The organism is Ruegeria sp. CDSA034 (assembly GCF_059612275.1).
Genome location: NZ_JBXWQH010000013.1, coordinates 79,917 through 97,750, shown reverse-complemented (window position 1 = coordinate 97,750; position 17,834 = coordinate 79,917). Strand labels below are relative to the sequence as shown.

Annotated in this window: 15 protein-coding genes and 1 tRNA gene; 2 read left to right on the top strand and 14 right to left on the bottom strand. The window is 57.9% G+C overall.

Features of this window, described 5'->3' with window-relative positions:
- Window positions 1-10 precede the first annotated feature (10 nt).
- The 7 genes from speA to AC2FLJ_RS18295 all read right to left on the bottom strand — a co-directional run bounded on the left by speA (window position 11) and on the right by AC2FLJ_RS18295 (window position 7,747).
- Window positions 11-1,900, bottom strand: a complete 1,890-nt coding sequence (gene speA / locus AC2FLJ_RS18325) for a biosynthetic arginine decarboxylase (RefSeq protein ID WP_282121101.1) — start codon at window positions 1,898-1,900, stop codon at window positions 11-13.
- Between the two features lie 101 nt (window positions 1,901-2,001).
- Window positions 2,002-3,087 carry a DUF1513 domain-containing protein gene (locus tag AC2FLJ_RS18320; protein ID WP_496696456.1) on the bottom strand — a complete coding sequence of 362 codons (1,086 nt, stop codon included), beginning with the start codon at window positions 3,085-3,087 and terminating at the stop codon, window positions 2,002-2,004.
- A gap of 3 nt (window positions 3,088-3,090) precedes the next feature.
- Window positions 3,091-4,101, bottom strand: a complete 1,011-nt coding sequence (locus tag AC2FLJ_RS18315; protein WP_496696454.1) for an imelysin family protein — start codon at window positions 4,099-4,101, stop codon at window positions 3,091-3,093.
- A 3-nt stretch (window positions 4,102-4,104) separates the two neighbouring features.
- Window positions 4,105-5,652: a di-heme oxidoreductase family protein gene (locus tag AC2FLJ_RS18310; RefSeq protein WP_496696523.1), complete on the bottom strand. Its 1,548-nt coding sequence runs from the start codon at window positions 5,650-5,652 to the stop codon at window positions 4,105-4,107.
- Window positions 5,612-6,097, bottom strand: a complete 486-nt coding sequence (gene bfr / locus AC2FLJ_RS18305) for a bacterioferritin (RefSeq protein ID WP_496696452.1) — start codon at window positions 6,095-6,097, stop codon at window positions 5,612-5,614. Before bfr ends, AC2FLJ_RS18310 begins: the two co-directional genes overlap by 41 nt.
- Entirely contained in the window at window positions 6,045-6,338 is a 294-nt protein-coding gene (locus AC2FLJ_RS18300) for a (2Fe-2S)-binding protein (protein WP_108859208.1), read from the bottom strand. Before AC2FLJ_RS18300 ends, bfr begins: the two co-directional genes overlap by 53 nt.
- Before the next feature lie 140 nt (window positions 6,339-6,478).
- The gene (locus tag AC2FLJ_RS18295; RefSeq protein WP_496696450.1) at window positions 6,479-7,747 is read right to left on the bottom strand and encodes an imelysin family protein; all 1,269 of its coding nucleotides are present in this window, start codon (window positions 7,745-7,747) and stop codon (window positions 6,479-6,481) included.
- Window positions 7,748-7,978: 231 nt separating this feature from the next.
- Here AC2FLJ_RS18295 and AC2FLJ_RS18290 point away from each other — a divergent pair, with 231 nt between their 5' ends.
- Window positions 7,979-8,506 (top strand): ZrgA family zinc uptake protein, encoded by a 528-nt coding sequence (locus AC2FLJ_RS18290; RefSeq protein WP_472722983.1) that lies wholly within the window; start codon window positions 7,979-7,981, stop codon window positions 8,504-8,506.
- A 106-nt stretch (window positions 8,507-8,612) separates the two neighbouring features.
- Here the strand turns inward: AC2FLJ_RS18290 and glyA are convergent, their stop codons facing one another.
- Entirely contained in the window at window positions 8,613-9,920 is a 1,308-nt protein-coding gene (glyA, locus tag AC2FLJ_RS18285; protein ID WP_496696449.1) for a serine hydroxymethyltransferase, read from the bottom strand.
- Window positions 9,921-10,017: 97 nt separating this feature from the next.
- On the opposite strand from glyA, the gene AC2FLJ_RS18280 reads away from it, so the two are divergent.
- Window positions 10,018-10,887 carry a LysR family transcriptional regulator gene (locus tag AC2FLJ_RS18280; protein ID WP_282121109.1) on the top strand — a complete coding sequence of 290 codons (870 nt, stop codon included), beginning with the start codon at window positions 10,018-10,020 and terminating at the stop codon, window positions 10,885-10,887.
- A 204-nt stretch (window positions 10,888-11,091) separates the two neighbouring features.
- Here the strand turns inward: AC2FLJ_RS18280 and AC2FLJ_RS18275 are convergent.
- The 6 genes from AC2FLJ_RS18275 to AC2FLJ_RS18250 all read right to left on the bottom strand — a co-directional run bounded on the left by AC2FLJ_RS18275 (window position 11,092) and on the right by AC2FLJ_RS18250 (window position 17,786).
- Window positions 11,092-11,168: transfer RNA gene (locus tag AC2FLJ_RS18275), tRNA-Met, on the bottom strand.
- A gap of 81 nt (window positions 11,169-11,249) precedes the next feature.
- On the bottom strand, window positions 11,250-12,224 hold the full coding sequence (locus AC2FLJ_RS18270) for an alpha/beta fold hydrolase (RefSeq protein WP_496696447.1): 975 nt from the start codon (window positions 12,222-12,224) through the stop codon (window positions 11,250-11,252).
- Window positions 12,225-12,228: 4 nt separating this feature from the next.
- On the bottom strand, window positions 12,229-13,698 hold the full coding sequence (locus tag AC2FLJ_RS18265; RefSeq protein WP_496707059.1) for a flavin-containing monooxygenase: 1,470 nt from the start codon (window positions 13,696-13,698) through the stop codon (window positions 12,229-12,231).
- Between the two features lie 103 nt (window positions 13,699-13,801).
- On the bottom strand, window positions 13,802-16,222 hold the full coding sequence (locus tag AC2FLJ_RS18260; protein WP_496707057.1) for a GcvT family protein: 2,421 nt from the start codon (window positions 16,220-16,222) through the stop codon (window positions 13,802-13,804).
- A 110-nt stretch (window positions 16,223-16,332) separates the two neighbouring features.
- A complete protein-coding gene (locus AC2FLJ_RS18255) occupies window positions 16,333-16,572 on the bottom strand; it encodes a hypothetical protein (RefSeq protein ID WP_496696441.1) in 240 nt (79 codons plus the stop codon).
- Between the two features lie 59 nt (window positions 16,573-16,631).
- Window positions 16,632-17,786, bottom strand: a complete 1,155-nt coding sequence (locus tag AC2FLJ_RS18250; RefSeq protein ID WP_496707054.1) for an aromatic ring-hydroxylating oxygenase subunit alpha — start codon at window positions 17,784-17,786, stop codon at window positions 16,632-16,634.
- Window positions 17,787-17,834 lie beyond the last annotated feature (48 nt).

The window sequence follows — 17,834 nt, the reverse complement described above, 5'->3', positions numbered from 1 at the left end:
CTCTCTGGGGTTATTCGTAATAGGTGTAGCCGTTGATGGAGTCGCGATAGGCGCTCATCAGGGTTTTGCGGTCCTTGGCCATCAGAGTACCGGTCGAGATCGCCTCGTCCACCATTTTACGGAACGCGGCGACACAATCGTTGGGGTCGAACTCGACATACGACAGAACCTGGCTGATCGTGTCGCCCTCTTGCTCGTGCAGCAGGTCAAAGCCGCCGTCCGCGCGCAGGTCGATTGTGACGACGTTCGTGTCGCCGAACAGGTTGTGCAGATCGCCCAGCGTTTCCTGATAGGCACCGACGAAGAAGACGCCCATGAGGTATTCCTGATCCTCGGGCAGGGAATGTACCGGCAGGCTGGGCGAGACGCCGTCGGCCAGTATGAACCGGTCGATCTTGCCGTCGCTGTCGCAAGTGATATCGGAGAGAACCGCGCGACGATCAGGCGTTTGGTTCAGGCCCTGCAGGGGCACAATTGGGTGTAGCTGGTCGATCGCCCAGACATCAGGCAGCGACTGGAACAGTGAGAAGTTGCAGTGATAGATATCGGCCACTTTCTCAAGCTGATCATCCACATCCGTGTCCAGGTCGTCGCTTGCGGCCAGCGCCTTGAGACGGGCCATCAGCGACAGGTAGATCCGTTCAGCCCGGGCCATCTGGCGCAGGTCCACATAGCCGCGGCGGAACAGCGCGCGCAGTTCGTTGCGGTAGAAATTCGCGTCGTTCCAGCATTCCTGCAGCCGGTCGCTGCTGAGATAGCCGTTGATTGCCGCCAGATCTGAGACCAGATGGTGATCTTCCGCTTCGACCTCGGGGCCGTTGGGCGCATCGTAAAGCGTGCTTTCCAGCACGTTGAACACCAGCATCGACGATGTCGCCACCACGGCGCGGCCGCTTTCGGTAACCAGCGTAGGATGGTTCACTTCTGCCTCATCCATCGCGTAGGCAACGGTCTCGACAACATTGGCGCAGTACTCCTCGACCGTGTAGTTGATCGAGTTCTCGGCGGCCTTCTTCTCACCTGTGTAATCCACGCCCATACCGCCGCCGAGGTCCAGATGGGTGAGCGGCACGCCCTCGCGCGTCAGTTCGGTGTAATACCGGCAGGCTTCGCCCACCGCGCGGCGTACATCGTTGACGTCCTGCACCTGCGAGCCCAGGTGTGAATGCTGCAGCTTCAGGCAATGCAGCAAGCCCGCCGCCTTCAGCTTGTCCACCGTAGCGACCAGCTGATCTGTATTCATGCCAAAGGCCGATCGATCACCCGAGCTTTCTTCCCACTTGCCGCTGATCTGGTTGGTCAGTTTGACCCGCACACCGATCAGGGGTTCGATGCCCAGTTCGTTATAGACTTGGATTACTGTGTCAGCCTCTTTCGGGCTTTCCAGAACAATAACCGTGTTGAACCCGATCTTGCGGCTGAGGATGGCCAACTGAATGAACTCGGCATCTTTGACGCCGTTGCAGACAATCAGCGCCTCGCTGGCCAGACGATGCGCCAAGGCCACCACCAGTTCAGGCTTTGACCCGGCCTCAAGCCCATAATTGTATTTCTTGCCGAACTCGACAATCCGGTCGACCACCTGCGCTTGCTGGTTCACCTTGATCGGGAAAACACCGCGATAGCTGCCCTTGTAGCCGGTGCGTGCAATCGCATCGCGAAAGCTCTCGTTAATGTGGACAATCTCGTGTTCCAGATAAGAACTGACGCGCAGTATCATCGGCGCTTTGATGCCGCGTTCATCTAGATCACTGAGAATACCCGGTAAGCTGATCGCTTCGGCCTCGGGGGCCATCGGATTGCGCAGACCGATTTCGCCCTGCTCCGTCACCTCAATGAGACCTTTGCCCCATTTCTCAACTCCGTAGATGGAATGCGGTGCGTCGGGCGTGTGTTTCAATCAAGTCAGTCCTTGTAAGTCAGGGTGCCAGTTTCGCGCCCGCCAATACGGCAGCTATATGATTCTTCCAAGTGTAATCTATGGGGCGGAATTTTCCGAATTCATGCAGCTGTGCGAATTGGGATCAAATGGTTGTCCCATTGGCAATCAGCCCGGTTGGATATTTGGGCCTTGTTTGTGGACAATTGCCCGATGACTCCTGTCCCGGTTGTGAACACAAACCCGTTTGATGCGGTGCCAAGGCCGCAAACATCCTCGTGCAGGAAGACGCCATCAAACTGTCCGTCCGCGACCCGAAAACGGTGCACGGCATTGCCGCGGGGGCAGGTGATAGCGACTGTTTCGCCTGCACCGGAAAACGCGATGCTGCCCGCATATCCCTGCAACGTGCTTTGGTCAGTGTCGGGCGCGCTGAGTAGCAGGGGCTTTTCGCCACGGCGATGCAAACCCAAAAGGGGAGGATGTTGCGATGTATCGCCCTGCCATTGCATCGCAAAGCCGATCAAACCGTCAGGTCGCACCGCCAGATGGCGGATCGAGTTTTTGTGCAGCTCTTGTGGCAGTTCCACCTGCTCAAGAACCCCGCCATTTTGGTCCAGATAGGTCAGGCGCGGTTGCATCACGGGCAGGTTGAGCTTGGTTCTTCCTGTTTCTGGGTGGGTTTCGATCCCGCCATTTGCCACAACCAATGTGCGACCATCTGGCATGAGACGCATGTCATGGGGACCGACACCGCCCGAAGCGAACTCGCGAATTCGTGTGTAGCCATCTGTGTTCCAGACACCAATCACGCCCTGACCAGTCTCAAAATTGTTTTCAGTGGTGAACAGCCGCGTTCCATCGGTTGAGAACACGCCGTGCCCATAGAAATGGCGGCCCCTCGGTGCCTCTAACACAGCGGCCTGTGTGCCGGTCGCGCAGTCGATGACGATTGCAAATGTTCCCGGACGGCGTGCAAAGGCCACCGCCTGCGCGTGGTGGGGATGCGCCGCCGCCGCGTGCCCGCGCGCGGGCAACGGCAGAGAAAACAGGATGTCACCGCCCGTATCCAACCCGGCCAGCCGAAAAGTCCCATCCGGGAACAGTGCGGCGGCCAGATAATCCGGTGCGCCGACAGCGGACCATCCACGAATGGGCGCAAGGCTGGCGGCAGCCAACCCAGCGAGAAAGCTTCGACGGCTTTTCACGGTTCAATCCCCGTCCAGTGAGTTGAACCCGGCATTGATGCCCAGTGTGGGGCCAAGCTCGGTCGAGGCAATGACGCGGATATCGTTGATGGATTGCTGTAATGCCTCAAGGCGGAATCTTCCCTGTGGGGTTGCCACCCCGGCAAATGCCGGATCGTCCAGCGACTGCGCCCGATCGATGGCAGCAGCGAATGCGTCATCCAGATCGGCGGCGATGTCCGGGTGATCTGCAGACAGACGCGCGGCAAGGTCACGCAGGGCGGTCAAAGACAACTCCACATGGCGCAACGAACGTTCTGAACGCCGCGCCTCGGCGCGTTTGGGGCGGGGGCGATCGAAACTTCCCATTGGGCGACCAAGGCGGGTATCGGCCGTGAATTCCAGACCGGTAATCAGGGCCTTGTAAAGCTCTTGCATGGCTTCGTCTTCAGACCGGTATGGGCTGTTTTCGCCCGGGTTTGCCAATGCGGGCGCGTTGCCCGCCCAGTCTGCATCAATTGCCCCGGCATTGCGGTTGATATCTGCGGTTATGGCCTGCATCAGCGCGCAGCGATACTCTGCGCTGCCCAGATCGGTGAACCGTGGATCGTAGAGCATCAGTTCCAGCGCGAAAAAACCGCGACCGGCCACGGAGGTTTCCGCGAACGTGTCGGGTGACTGGATGGCTGTGTCTTCGGCAGCGATCAGGCCGGACAGGGCTTTGGGCGTAAAGCCCTTGGTGTCGGGCCAAAACGCCAATGCGAACGCGCGGTCTTCTGCCTCAGATGGGCCAAAGCGCAGATGACTGACTGAAATCCAGTCGTCAAACGCCGCGTGGTAAGCAGTGCGAAGCGCGACCGAGGTTGGGTTGCAATCTGTCTGCGCTGCCTCGGCCAATGCATCGGTGGTCTCCGTCAGTCTGGCATAGCCGGGCAGGATGTGCGCCTCGATGGCGTCGGACAGGATCGGGCCGCGCTCTTTCGCATAGGCGCTAAGCGGCAATGTCAGGGAAAGGGCAAGTACGAAGGCGCGCATGGGTCAAAGGCTTTCTAGAAAACGGATAAGGGCATCGCGGTCGGGTTTTGGCATCTCGACGACAGCGTCACGCGCTGCCTGCGCCTCACCGCCGTGCCACAGGATCGCCTCAAGTAACGACTGCGCGCGCCCGTCATGCAGAAACTGCGTATGTCCTGACACCTGCTGGGTCATGCCGATTCCCCAAAGCGGCGGCGTGCGCCATTCACGACCCGTGGCGCGCGCTTCGGGCCGATTATCGGCCAAACCTTCGCCCATGTCGTGCAGCAGCAGGTCCGAATAGGGCCAGATCAGCTGAAAGCTATGCTCGGGACGGTCTTCCATACGATGCGTCACGAACGAGGGCGTGTGGCACGATGCACACCCGGTGTCGTGGAACACCTGCTTGCCGCGCAACACGTCAGCGTCGTTCATATTCCGCCGGGCCGGAACACCCAGATTCCGGCTGTAGAAGGCGACCAGATCCATGCCGGTTTGATCGATTTCGAAGGTCCGGTCGTCGCCATCACCATGCGGTGCGTTCACGCAATCGACCTGCGAAGTGGTGCAGTCACCATGCGGAGCCGGGTAGAGCGGGCTGGAGATGCCGATATCCCCGGCAAAGGCCGCTGCGGATTGCTCCATGATCGTGGGCATGCCTGCCTTGTGGCCAAACCGGCCCATCATCGGCGCGCCATATTCAATCGCCCATACGATGTTGGGGCGGCCGGAGATTCCATCGCCGTTCCCGTCTTCGGGGTCCGCGTTCGCCAACAAATCCTCGACCGGGATCGCTTCGAGCAGTCCCAGGCCGATCATCTGCGGGGCTACGCGTGGGCTTATCATGGCGTCGGGGTGCAGCGGGCCATAACCCAGATCCGCAGCCTCGTAGGTCGGGCGGCGCAAGATAATGGTTTCCCCATCAGCCAACGTGACGGGAACGTCCTCGTAAGTGATATCCAGCCTGTATTCTGCCGGGTGGCCGGGAAGGGCCAGATCCTGCATCTGCCCGCCGTAATTCGGTTCGGGCAGGGTGGCGATGTAGTCTTCGATCTCGGCGTATCCGTCTTCGGATGTACCAGGGATGGACACGCGCAGGAACATCGAAATCGCGTTGTCATCTGACCCGTTGGGCGTATGCCCGCGCCCGTCTTTGATGTGACAGCGTTGGCAGGATCGTGCGTTGTACAGCGGCCCCAACCCATCCGAAGCCAGTGTGGATGACGGAGATGACACCCAGATTTTCTTGAACAGTCCGTTGCCGACTTTGAAGTCAAGCTCCTGCTCGAAACTCAGGTTGCCCGAGGGCTGCGAAAACGCATCTGCGTCGGTGCGCACGCGGACAGTTGCGGCCCCACCGGGCAACTCTTCAAAGCGCTGCGACGCGCTGAAATCGTCAGGTTCGGTGGTTACCCGCGCAATCCTCTCTTGTTCGTCTTCGGTTCTGGGAAGGTAGTTGAGGTGAAGATCCCGCAGCTCTGCCGACAGGGATTGGGTGGCCGCAAGGGCGGCCACCGGCAGAAGGGCAAGCTTACTCGCCTTCGTCCATTTTCGATGCGTTGAGTTGCGCATAATTGGCTTCGCCAATCCTTTCGTGCAGGTCGAGCTGCGTTTCGAGGAAATCGATATGCCCTTCCTCATCCGCCAGCAATCCTTCAAACAGAGACATAGTGACGTAGTCGCCAGCGCTCTGACAGTATTCGCGCGCTTCCTTGTACAAGGCCCGGGCGTCGACCTCTGCGGCCAGATCACATTCCAACGTCTCTTTTGGGGTCTGGCCGATGCGCAACGGGTCAAGTTGTTGCAGATTCGGGTGACCGCCCAGGAAAATGATTCGCTCGATCAGCTTGTCTGCGTGCTCCATTTCTTCGATAGATTCTTCGCGGCTTTTCTTGGCCATGTGGCCAAGGCCCCAATCTTCCTGCAGGCGGTAATGCAGCCAATACTGGCTGACCGCCGTTAGCTCATGCCGCAGAGATTTGTTGAGATACTCTATGACCTTGGGGTCGCCCTTCATCTGCATTCTCCTGTGTTACCTCGCTGCGAAGTGCGCGAAGCTGCATCGGGACCTCCAACTTATCGCTGGAGCGCATCGAGTCTAGGAAAAGCGGCATGCACCCGCCACAATCTGCTGATTTTCCAAGGGCATGGTAGATTTTACCAGGGGTAATGACCGCGTAAGGATCAGACGTGCGCATCCAATCGATGGCCGCGCGGATATCGTGATCCGAGATGTTTGTGCAGTGGCATACGATCATGGCAATCAGGGCTCTGAGTTGTATTTCTTACTGTATTAGTAAGTTAATTTGGAAGCGTCCAGAGGCAACAGATCAAAGGTACCTCACAAGATTTGGAGGCGGCGTGAAACAGCCGCCTCCGTTTGGCGCAAACCTTGTGTTTACTGGAAGACCGCGTCTGGGTTGTCCAGGCTGTCCGAACCTTCGAACGCGATTTGGTCAAGTTCCAATACAGTCACAATGCGCTCGATCGTCTTGGTCTGATCAACTAGACCGTTTACGCCGCCCATGATCAGCACTTCGCCGCCTTCGTTGCCGCGTTCCAGCATCTGGTCATAGGCAAAACCGGCCTCTGCGGTCGATTTCAGACGCCCAAGGGCCTGCATGGTGTTGGCTAGTTTCACCTTCATCTCGGCATCCAGAGCCGGATCGTTGGCAACAACCAGATCCGACAGCGATGCGCCGGAAACCGGAGTGCCGTCGATGCGGGTGTAGCTGCCCAGATAGACGTTCTGAACGCCCAGACCATCGTAGTAGTGGCTGTTGTGGGTGTTGTCCGAGAAGCAATCATGCTCTTCTTCGGGGTCGTTCAGCATCAGGCCCAGACGCATACGTTCACCGGCCTGCTCGCCGTAGGACAGCGAACCCATGCCGGTCAGAATGGCGCTGACGCCAGCGGTTTCGTCGGCCGTCAAGGCGGCGCGTGCTTCGCCACCTTCGGCCCAATGCGCGGCCATCCATTCCAGATCGCTGACCAGCAGGTCAGTTGCAGCGCTCAGGTATTGTGCACGGCGGTCGCAATTGCTGTTGGTGCAGTCGTCACCCTGAACGTAATCGGTATACGGACGGTCGCCTGCGCCCGCGCCATGGCCGTTCAGATCCTGGCCCCACAGCAGGAATTCGATTGCGTGGTAGCCTGTGGCAACGTTTGCCTCGATCCCGTCGGCTTCGTGCAGGGTTTCGCCCAGCAATTCCGGAGTGATTTCGCTGGCGTCGATGGTTTTGCCCGACAGTTCAAAGCTGGGGTTGGCGATGACATTCAGCGCGGCGAACTCGTTCTCGTCAGTCGGACCGCCATAGGCTGCGTCCACATAGTCGATCAGCCCTTCGTCCAGCGGCCATGCGTTTACTTTGCCTTCCCAGTCGTCGACGATTGCGTTGCCGAAACGGTAAACCTCGGTCTGCTGGTAAGGAACACGTGCGGCAATCCATGCGGCGCGTGCTGCGTTGAGTGTGGCGTCTGACGGATCAGCGATCAGTGCGTTTACGGCGGCCTGCAGCGACTTTGCCGCGATCAGGCTGTCGTCATATTTGGCTTCGGCGATGTTCGCGTAGGTGGTCAGAACGTCGATCTTCGCTGGGGCGTCCGCAAACGCTGCAGTCGCGATCCCAAGGGTCAATACGCTGGTGGCGGCAAAAAATTTGGTCATGGAGGTGACACTTTCCTGTCAAAAAAACTCACTAGCGCCGCCTCAGCGACGCGCATGCGCCAAAAGCTGAGTGAATTAGTAAGTTAAGTCAACCTGAGTCTTATTGTCGGAAATAAATGTCGCACCCTTTCCCCATAATTAGCGGGGTAGGTGGGCCGAAGCCGCGATTGCACGGGGTATTAATCACATTAGAATGGACGACGTGATTCCTTGTTGGATGGTGCTTTGTTTATGAAATGTGCAGCCATTGCTTTGATGCTGACACCGGCGATTGTTCTATCGCAGGTGCAAGGCCCTGCCCATGAACATGGTACGGGATATGTGGATATCGCCTTTTCTGATCAGGCATTTACTTTGTCCCTCAACGTGCCTTCTGCTGACATCATTGGTTTTGAAGGGCCGGCCGAAACCGATGACGATCGCGCGCAGGTGGCGGTTGCGGTCTCAGACCTGTCCAAACCTTTGGGCTTGTTTGTGCTGCCTGAAGAGGCCGGATGCGTTACCGCATCAGCCAATGTCACCCTTACGGGTGAAGGATTGGGGCAGGACAATACCACCAAGTCTGCTGATCAAGATCAACATAGCGATTTTTTGGCCGACTACCTGATTCAGTGCCAGGATATTACAGCGCTGGCTAATATTCGGTTTGCGTATTTCGAGCGGTTCGAAAATGCGCAGACGTTGATCTTGCAGGTGACCCGATCCGGTCAAACCCAAACGTATGAGATAACTCGGAACCAACCGGATCTGGCAATGTGAAATGCCAAAACGCGGGCCATAACGGTCGGCCCGCGCCCATATACGATGCAAAGGGCGCAATCATGCGGGCGCGACGAAAGCGCCTTGGATAGCACCCAACGTGCCGTCAGTGCACGAAATGCAGTTTTGAAAAACTCTGCCGCCACTCTGCAACCTCGGCGGCGATATCCGCGCCCGCCAATCCAGAGGTGATCAATGCCGCCAACCGATCAGCGTCCTGCGACGTCATCCCCCATCTGACTAGTTCAGGCGTCCCGAACCGAAGGCCGTTCATGTCCCCTTTTACTTCGGGTGCAGGCAGCCCAATTCCGCAAGCAAGAAACCCAGCGCGGCGCAGCGTTTTGGACGCCGCTTGCCCGCCGCCGTAAGATTCTGCCAACACAGCAAACTGGTGTGAGTTGGTAAACCCTTCCCGACCCGCAAAGACGGGAACGCCACGAGAGTCCAATCGTTCCGCGAGCGCTTGCGCCGTCGAGATCATTTCGGCCGCGTATTGTTGGCCGAAGTCGCGCCAGTCCAGCATTGTTACGGCCAACGCTGCGGACTTGGCCGCGTCGAAGTTGGCCGTCATTCCCGGAAAGGCAATCGCGTCGAGTTTTTGCGCAATTTCAGCGTCATTGGAGACGATCAAACCACCAGCGGGGCCGCCCAGGCTTTTGTAAGTGCTCATCGTCATGAAATGCGCGCCCTCGGCCAGTGGATTGCTCCACGCTTTGCCTGCGATGATCCCGCATTGGTGCGCAGCGTCGAACATGACCTTGGCCCCGATCTCGTCAGCGATCTGCCGGACCTCTATTACGGGATGTTCGAACAGATTGAGGCTGCCCCCGATAGTGATCAGCTTGGGCCGTTCTTTCAGAGCCAATGCGCGTAGCTGATCCAGATTGACGGTATAACCGTCAGCATCCGTCGGCGCCTCAATCGTGCGCAGACCAAAGAGACCGGCACATCCCGCTAAGTGATGGGTCACGTGCCCACCGATGGAGGCTGGGGGCGCAATTATTGTATCGCCAGGTTTGCAGGTGGCCATAAAACCATAAAGGTTGGCAATCGCGCCCGACGGCACCCGGATTTCGGCGAATTTGGCATCAAAGACCTCGGCGCAGAGCTGGGCAGTGATCACTTCGATCTCTTCAATGGCCTCCAACCCCATCTCATATTTGTCGCCGGGATAGCCCAGCGACGGCCGCGACCCGATGCCCGACGATAACAGGGCCTCGGCCTTTGGGTTCATCACGTTGGTTGCGGGGTTTAGGTTGAAACACTCTCGCTCGTGGATCTCGCGGTTTCGGGTCGCAAGATCATCGATCCGTTTGATCAGTTCATCAGACGAGGCCTGAGACGCCTTAACGGCGATTTGTTGAACCCGAGATTCGCACTGATCCGGGACCCAGTTTCGGTGTGTGATTGTCATGTCTGTGACCTCCTGCTTGTCACCAGATTGAACAATTGAGGCGACATCGCAAATCAGAATTGCTATTTCTTGGCGTAGAAAAACTGAGTCTAAGGCAATGGCTGTTCTCCCAAGACGCCCGAAAGGGCCACCTCTTAACGCACTCCGCGCTTTTGAAGCTGCGGCAAGGCTGGGCAGTTTCGTTGCTGCTGCCGAAGAGCTGAGCGTCACTCCCGGTGCGATTTCGCAACATATAAAGACAATTGAAGCGTGGGCGGATGTGCCGCTGTTCCGGCGAAACGCGCAAGGGGTTGATCTGACCGCGCCTGCGCGCCAACTGGCCGGTGATTTCACCCTGGCTTTCGATCAGCTTGCGGCCGCAACACAGAACCTGCGGAACCTGAGCCCGAGCGTTGAGATCCACATCGCCGCCCTGCCTTCGGTCGCACAGCTTTGGCTGCCGGCGCGTTTGGGGCGAATCCGAAACACGTGGCCGGACATGAAGTTCTCGGTAACGGCCATGGAAACATCGCCTCGCCTATCACGTGATCTGTTTGATCTTTCAGTCTTCATTGCCGAACCTGACGGGGCGGCTGATCAAATTGTAATCGCGGAGGACGTCATTTTCCCGGTTTGCGCGCCGGAACTGGCCGAGAGTTTCAATTTTGAATCCACCCCGCTGCTGCACGATCAGACGTGGCATGATGACTGGCGGCGGTGGTCCGAGGAGACGGGGACAATCATCAGCGATCCTAACAAAGGGCCGAAATATTCGCTTTACGGTCTTGCAGTTGAAGAGGCAAAGTCCGGGGCTGGTGCTTTGATGGCGCATGGATGTCTGATCGAACCTGCGCTCAAGGCCGGGCATTTGGTGCGTGTATCGGCGCAGGCCTGCGAAACAGGCCGGTCGCTGGTGATAAACCTTCCACATCCATCGAGGCGACGCGCGGAACTTGAAAAAATTGTCGCACTATTGCGGGAAGGTTAGCGACGATGGGGCGATGACTACTGCCCTTATAAAGTAACTGAACTTTGCGAGGATGGTTTCGGAGAGTAATTGATATCTCGACCATGCAAGGTCCGACTAACGAGTTTCCTGATACGCCGGGATGCAGCCCAATTCAGCCACAGCGACAAGATCACAAGAAGTGTTTGGGCCTGTGATTGCGACGGTCTAATTTGAATGGGGATTTGGTAGCGGAGGAGGGACTTGAACCCCCGACACGCGGATTATGATTCCGCTGCTCTAACCAACTGAGCTACTCCGCCATGAGTGAGAGGCGATTTAAGCGAGGGGCCGGAAAGGGTCAAGGGGGAAACACCGCCTTACAGAGATTATTTTTGCCCCGATCAATCTGCTTTGGTTGCCTGTTGTGCAGCGACCCCAGCAGTATCAGCAATTCTACGAATGAAGGCCGCGCAGGCGTCGGGTGCGGTGATCGGGATCATATGGCCCAACCCTTCGATCTTTTCGTCGCTCAGCCCGAACCGGGTCATGGGGGCACCGTTGGCGGTGGGTGAAAGTATGGTGTCTTGTGCCCCGTACAGAATGCCGCCGGGTACGGACAAGTCGGTATAGCGGTCTACCTGGGCTCCGATACTTTCATCCACCCCTACAACATCCTGCGACGCGGTAATGAAGGCCGAAGGGCGCAACCCCAGCGCACCGCCGGCGCGGTCCAGAAAGTCATCTGGCGCGGGTTCCGGATAGAAAACGGCTCCCAATGTATGCGGGGCGGTCTTAGCCGATATGGGGACAGCGATCGTGTTGCCGATAAAGTTGCGCAACCACTCGGTACGTATTTCCAGCGGTTTGAAAACTTGCGGCGTATTCGACAGCTTTTGCGTCAACGGGGCGAGCAAAGCGAGCGCTTTGGTTTTCTCCGGGTGTTCCAACGCCATGGCTAGCGATACGGCCCCGCCCAATGAGTGCCCGACCAGAACGGCGTTGGAAATGCCTTTGGTGTCCAGAAACTCTTGAATCATGCGGGCCTGTTCGGGCAGGCGCCCAAGATCGGCGCTATCGCGGGTTGAGTATCCGCAGCCTGGGCGGTCGACTGCGATGACGTGATAGTCATCCGCCAACAGGTCCATCAGAGAATAGGTGAAATGCTGCAGCTGCCCCGCAAGCCCGTGGATCATGATGATTGTCTGCTTAGTGGGGTCGCCCTTTTCCACGTAATGAATGCTGCCGCCGCGCACCGGGACAATCTGTCCAAGTTGCGGGACGCGCTGCAACCCCTGCCGGGTCAGTCGCCGGGTCCACAGGTTCATGCCGACAAAGAAGCCGCCGACCAGAAGGGCGATAACTAGAATTGTGGTCATCTCATCACTTTCCGCATGAGGAAGGGGTAGGTTGGTATTGTTCCAGCCCGGATTGCGCCATGCGCTTTTCATACTCTGAAACGGTCCCGGGCCAAAGCGTCGTGTTCCGGCCCTGTGCATCCTGATACCATGAGGCGCAGCCACCCACCTGCCATACGCTGTCTTCGTGCCGCTCGCGCATCTCCTGTTCGAAGGCTTCCTGGTAGTCCGGGCGCGGGGTTATCATCTGCAACCCGTCGCGGTTCATCTGGTCCAGCACTCGGCCGATGTGGCGAACCTGTGCTTCGATCATCAGCACAACCGAGTTGTGACCGAGGCCAGTATGTGGCCCGAGCAAGATGAAAAAATTGGGGAAACCTGCGATGGCGGTGCCCAGATGCGCTTTCATCCCGTCCGACCATGCCTGGCGCAGTGTCAAGCCATCGGATCCCGTTATGTCGAGGCGCTCAACAACATCTGTCACATGAAACCCGGTGCCCCAGATCAGAACGTCGGCCTGTGTAAGGCTTCCGTCAGATGAAATGATCTGATCGCCCTCAATTGATGCCACACCGTGCGGGAGAACCGTCACGTTTTCACGCGCCAGTGCCGGGTACCAATCGTTTGAGCTGAGGATGCGTTTGCAACCGATCCTATAGTCCGGCGTCAGCTGTTTGCACAAGCCTGGGTCGGCGATCGCGCTTTCCAACGATTTGCGCCACATCTTCATGGCAAAATTTACCATCCGTTTTTCGCCGCGGAACACGCGATGGCGATACTCGAAGACCATGTAAATCAGTTTCCGGCGTGCCCAAGGTAACACCGGGATGCTGCGGTAAAGGCGGCGTAACCACGGCGCGATTGGTCCATCCGGGCGGGGCAGGACATAGGGCGCGCTGCGTTGAAAGATTGTGACGTGTGCAGCAGTTTTCGCAATCTCTGGAACAAACTGGACAGCGGATGCGCCGGTTCCGACAACTGCGACGCGTTTTTCCTCAAGCGGCGTGTCGTGATCCCACTCGGCAGAGTGAAAGCAAGGCCCGGGAAAGCTGTCCGCACCGGGTAAATCGGGGATGCTGGGCAGATGCAGCGCCCCTATGGCCGAGACCAGAAACCGCGCCGACCAGCGCTGCCCACTTTCGGTTTCCACTTGCCAGCGCATGCCGTCCCAGCGGGCAGATTTCAGCTGCTGCCCGAAATGGCATAGCTCGCAAATCCCCTCATCAAGGCAGACCTTTTTCAGATAGGCCTGAATTTCAGCGCCGCCCGCGTAGGCCCGACTCCAGTCCGGGTTCAGATGCGTTGCCATGGAATAGAGGTGCGATGGGATATCACACGCGACACCGGGATAGGTGTTCTCGCGCCACGTCCCGCCAATCTCATTCGCTTTTTCAAGGATTGCAATATTCTTGATGCCGCGTTTTCGGGCCTCAATCGCCATCGTCAGGCCGGAAAATCCAGCGCCGACGATCAGCATATCGGTTTGATATTCCATGCGCCCGTCCCTCCCAAAACGACCGATATGGTTGGGTCAGACTATAGGCGCTGGAATGCGTGAGAACAGCCTCCCGTAGGGTCAGGCGCCGTTCTCGGTTTTTTCAGCCGCGCAGGATTTCACCATTTGGATCAAAAGGCGGCTCGGACAGAATGGTCGCCTTGTGCGGACGTCCCAATACCATCACCTCGACCTCATCCCCTGCTTTGGCATCGGTTACAAAGCCAAGCGCCAGAGACATGCCGACGGAATAACCATAAGCGCCAGAGGTCACGCGGCCGATACCCTGACCATTTTTGAAGACTGGCTCACCGCCGGTCGCGTCGGCGTTCGACGCGCTGGTGTCAGCCTCATCCAGATGCAAAAGGACAAGCTGTTCGCGGGCAGGGTTGGCTAAAACGGTCTCGGCTGCGTTCTTGTTCAGAAAGTCTTTGCTGAACTTGCACAACCGATCCAGACCTACCTCATGCGGCCAGTATTCGGGGCTGTATTCGCGGCTCCACGAGCCATATCCTTTTTCGACCCGCAACGACATCAGTGCTCGGCTTCCCACTGGGCCTGCGCCAAACTCCTGACTGACTTGAAGCAGGGCGTCATACAGGCGGGCCTGATCTTCGGTGGCACAGTGAACCTCCCACCCCAAATCACCCGTGAACGAAACCCGTAGGGCCAGTACTTCGATTCCGGCCAGTTCGATTTGGGCGGATCGCATGAAGGGGAAATCCTCGGTGGCCAGCGAGGTATTGGTCAGGCGCTGCAATAACTCGCGCGATTTTGGGCCAGCGACGTTGAACCCGCACACGGCCTCGGTCCGGCTTTTGAATGTGGTGCCATCGGGCAGGGGGACCTGTTTGAAGAACCGTTTGTGATACCGCTCGGCCAATCCGGATCCGATGATCCAAAACTCGTCATCGGCCACACGGGTTACAGTGAAGTCCCCGGCGATGCCCCCGCGTTTCGAGATCAGAGGCGTAAGACAGGACCTGCCGACCGATTTGGGCATGGTGTTGGTGAAAACAGCATTCAGCCAGTCCTCGCCTCCCGGTCCCTTGCAGACATATTTGGCAAAGTTCGAGATATCGATGATCCCCGCGCGCTCACGCAGCATCCGGCATTCCTCACCCACGGGTTCCCACCAGTTCTGACGGGTAAAGCCATTAGTGTCTTTGGTTCCTGGCGTATCCGCGAACCACAAGGGGTGCTCCCACCCTGCGTTCAGGCCAAACACTGCGCCTATTTGAGCTTGCGTGTCATAGATGGGGCGCGTGCGCGCTGGGCGGCCTGCGCTGCGTTCCTCGTTCGGGAAGTGGATCGCGAACCGGTGGGCGTACTGGTCCTGAACGCGGGCCATTGTGAACTCTTTCGTCGCCCAGTCATCGAACCGAGCCATATCCCAGGCGAACATATCGTACTGCGTTTCACCCTCGATGATCCATTGCGCCGCCATCAGGCCCATGCCGCCAGATTGTGAGAAGCCGGGGATGATACCGTTGCAACAGAAATAGCCGTCGACCTCGGGCACTGGTCCCATCAGCACGTTGCTGTCGGGCGACCAGATCATCGGCCCGTTGATAACCCGCTTGATACCGGCTTCACCCACGGCGGGCAGACGTTCGATGGCGTTCATCATATTCTCTTCGATCCGTTCCAGATCGTCGGGGAAGAGATCATGCGCGAAGTCGAGTGGCGTGCCGTCCTCGGCCCAGAATTTCATGTCCTTTTCATAGGCGCCAACCAGCAGGCCCTGACCTTCCTGCCGCAAGTAATACTCGCCGTCACGATCACTGACCGAGGGCAGCCGGGTGCCACGCGCTGCCACGTCCGCCATTGTTTCGGTCACGAAATACTGGTGCTCAGTCGGTTGTAGGGGCAGCTCAATTCCGGCAAGTTTGGCGACTTCGCGCCCCCACAGACCGGCGGCATTGACGACCCAAGGGGTGTGGATGTCGCCCTTGGGTGTTCGTATGATCCAAGTGCCATCTTCTTGCTGGTCAGTCGCCGTGACGGGGGTAAATCGATGGATCTCGGCTCCGCGTTGCCGGGCGCCCACCGCATAGGCGTTTGTGACGCCCGATGGATCCACATTGCCACCGTCTGGTTCGTACATCACGCAGCGGATGCCATCGAAGTTGACCAGCGGGTTCAGTCGCTGGGCCTCTTCGATGCTGATCTCGTAAAAGTTCATGCCATAAAGCTTGGCCTTAGCGGCTTGCAGCTTCAGTTGATGTTCGCGTTCTTCGGTTTGCGCGAGGTAAAGCGAGCCGGGCTGGAACACGCCACAGCTTTGGCCGGTTTCGGCTTCAAGTTCTTTGTACAGGTTCATCGTATAGTGCTGAATGCGGCTGACATTGGTGCTGTCGTGCAGCCCGTGGATGTTCGCCGCGGCGTGCCAAGTGGACCCGGATGTCAGTTCATCCCGTTCCAGCAGAACCACATCCGACCATCCCAGTTTGGTCAAATGATAGAGGATCGAACACCCGATCACCCCGCCGCCAATCACCACCGCCTGTGCATTCGTTTTCATGAGCCTGCCGTATCAAAGTTGGTCCCGCGGCCATGTGTCATCATCGTAATGGCATCGGCAACGGACATAAATTTCAAGTTGGGTTGAGTGAGTTTAATCTGAGGCTAAACTCAGAAATCCAGCTTATGCGCCCGATCATGTTCGACCAGCCGCTGGTTCAGCGCATCAGCTTCGGGCGCGCCGGATTCCAGCGCGAAAATGAAGGCATGTGTCAGGTAAAAACAGGCCGCGTCGATGTCCAGCGCCGTTTCGCGCTCATCCGCGGCCAGGGTGTAGTACCGGATCAGATCGGCATGATCATTTCGATCATGCGCGGCCAGCAAGAGGCGATCCAGTTCCTGTTTGTCCATGGGCGTCCCCTTCTACGGGCAACCGGTCAGCCACCCGGCGGCTGAACAATCCAAAAGGGTTACTCCGCGCGGCCGTTTTCAACTTGCGTCGCGACCCAATGGTGGAAGTTGTGCGTCGGGCCGTCCATCGCGGGCGAGAACCGACCGCCATCGAATAGCATTCCATGCCGGCCCTTTTGCATGCCTTCGACCACAAAGACATCCTCTTCGAATACCGTCTTCCACAGCTGCGCGTTCGAGGCACGCAGTCCATCATGCTGCGGAGTGTCATCAATGCTTTTGGCGTAGTACAGTTCGATATGTTCGACGGTGTTTTCCTGATCGACCGGCTCCAGCACAATGGCAAATACGTGATCGCGTTGCACACCCAACAGAACGTTTGGATAAACCGCAATATACTCTGCGCCTTCGTTCCACTTGTCGCTCAGCCCGTCAAAATCCGGGAAGGTTGCGCCGTCCTGATCTGTCAGTTGGCGGTAAACCAGGGTCCCTTGGCCCGAATACTGACCGCGCTCTTCGATGTTGTAGTGATCCTCCAGCCGCGAATAACTGTTCAGACCGGGATGCACCCATGGCAGGTGATAGCTTTCGCAATAGTTCTCGACCGCAAGCTTCCAGTTGGTCTTGACCTCAAGCTTGAATGAGGACGTTTCACCGCCGTGGAAGACGGGTTTCTCAAATTCCTTCCAACGTTCCAGCAGGGGGCCGTGTACCTCTTCGAATTCCGGTGCTGTGCCGTCAACATTCACAAAGATCACGTCGCGCCAAACGTAGGACCGCACGCGGATCAGACCCAGGTCTTCGCGATTGACGTCTTCGTGCTTGTTCTGGCCGGGACCACCCACATGCGGGGTTGCGCGCAGCTCGCCTTTCAGGCTGTAGCACCAGCTGTGATAGGGGCAGCGGATTGCGCCGCCGATTTTGCGCGGCGTGTCTACCAGAATCATCCCGCGGTGGCGGCAGGTGTTTTGGAAAACGCCAACCTCGCCGTCCTTGTCCCGGACAATCAGCAGCGGCATGCCCAGAAAATCGACTGGTTTTGCATCGCCTTCTTCCGGAACATCCTTGCCGAAGCCGATCCCGGACCAGTTGGCATACAGCACAGAACGCTTTTCTTCGTCAAAAACGGCCGGATCGATGTAATGTTCGTTCGGCAGGCCATTTGCGACGTTTACATCGGCCAGAACGGAAGACAGCGCGCTATGCTTGTTCATCGGGCTCTCCTGAGGTTTTGCTGGATGCTATTAATCCCTATTGGCGGA

Excerpts from the sequence above, each read along its gene's own strand:
- AC2FLJ_RS18315 (WP_496696454.1), bottom strand. The coding sequence starts at position 4,101 with ATGCGCGCCTTCGTACTTGCCCTTTCCCTGACATTGCCGCTTAGCGCC.
- AC2FLJ_RS18310 (WP_496696523.1), bottom strand. The coding sequence starts at position 5,652 with ATGCGCAACTCAACGCATCGAAAATGGACGAAGGCGAGTAAGCTTGCC.
- AC2FLJ_RS18270 (WP_496696447.1), bottom strand. The coding sequence starts at position 12,224 with ATGACCACAATTCTAGTTATCGCCCTTCTGGTCGGCGGCTTCTTTGTC.
- AC2FLJ_RS18260 (WP_496707057.1), bottom strand. The coding sequence starts at position 16,222 with ATGAAAACGAATGCACAGGCGGTGGTGATTGGCGGCGGGGTGATCGGG.
- AC2FLJ_RS18300 (WP_108859208.1), bottom strand. The coding sequence starts at position 6,338 with ATGATCGTATGCCACTGCACAAACATCTCGGATCACGATATCCGCGCG.
- AC2FLJ_RS18290 (WP_472722983.1), top strand. The coding sequence starts at position 7,979 with ATGAAATGTGCAGCCATTGCTTTGATGCTGACACCGGCGATTGTTCTA.
- AC2FLJ_RS18265 (WP_496707059.1), bottom strand. The coding sequence starts at position 13,698 with ATGGAATATCAAACCGATATGCTGATCGTCGGCGCTGGATTTTCCGGC.
- glyA (WP_496696449.1), bottom strand. The coding sequence starts at position 9,920 with ATGACAATCACACACCGAAACTGGGTCCCGGATCAGTGCGAATCTCGG.
- bfr (WP_496696452.1), bottom strand. The coding sequence starts at position 6,097 with ATGAAGGGCGACCCCAAGGTCATAGAGTATCTCAACAAATCTCTGCGG.
- AC2FLJ_RS18280 (WP_282121109.1), top strand. The coding sequence starts at position 10,018 with ATGGCTGTTCTCCCAAGACGCCCGAAAGGGCCACCTCTTAACGCACTC.
- AC2FLJ_RS18295 (WP_496696450.1), bottom strand. The coding sequence starts at position 7,747 with ATGACCAAATTTTTTGCCGCCACCAGCGTATTGACCCTTGGGATCGCG.
- AC2FLJ_RS18250 (WP_496707054.1), bottom strand. The coding sequence starts at position 17,786 with ATGAACAAGCATAGCGCGCTGTCTTCCGTTCTGGCCGATGTAAACGTC.
- AC2FLJ_RS18255 (WP_496696441.1), bottom strand. The coding sequence starts at position 16,572 with ATGGACAAACAGGAACTGGATCGCCTCTTGCTGGCCGCGCATGATCGA.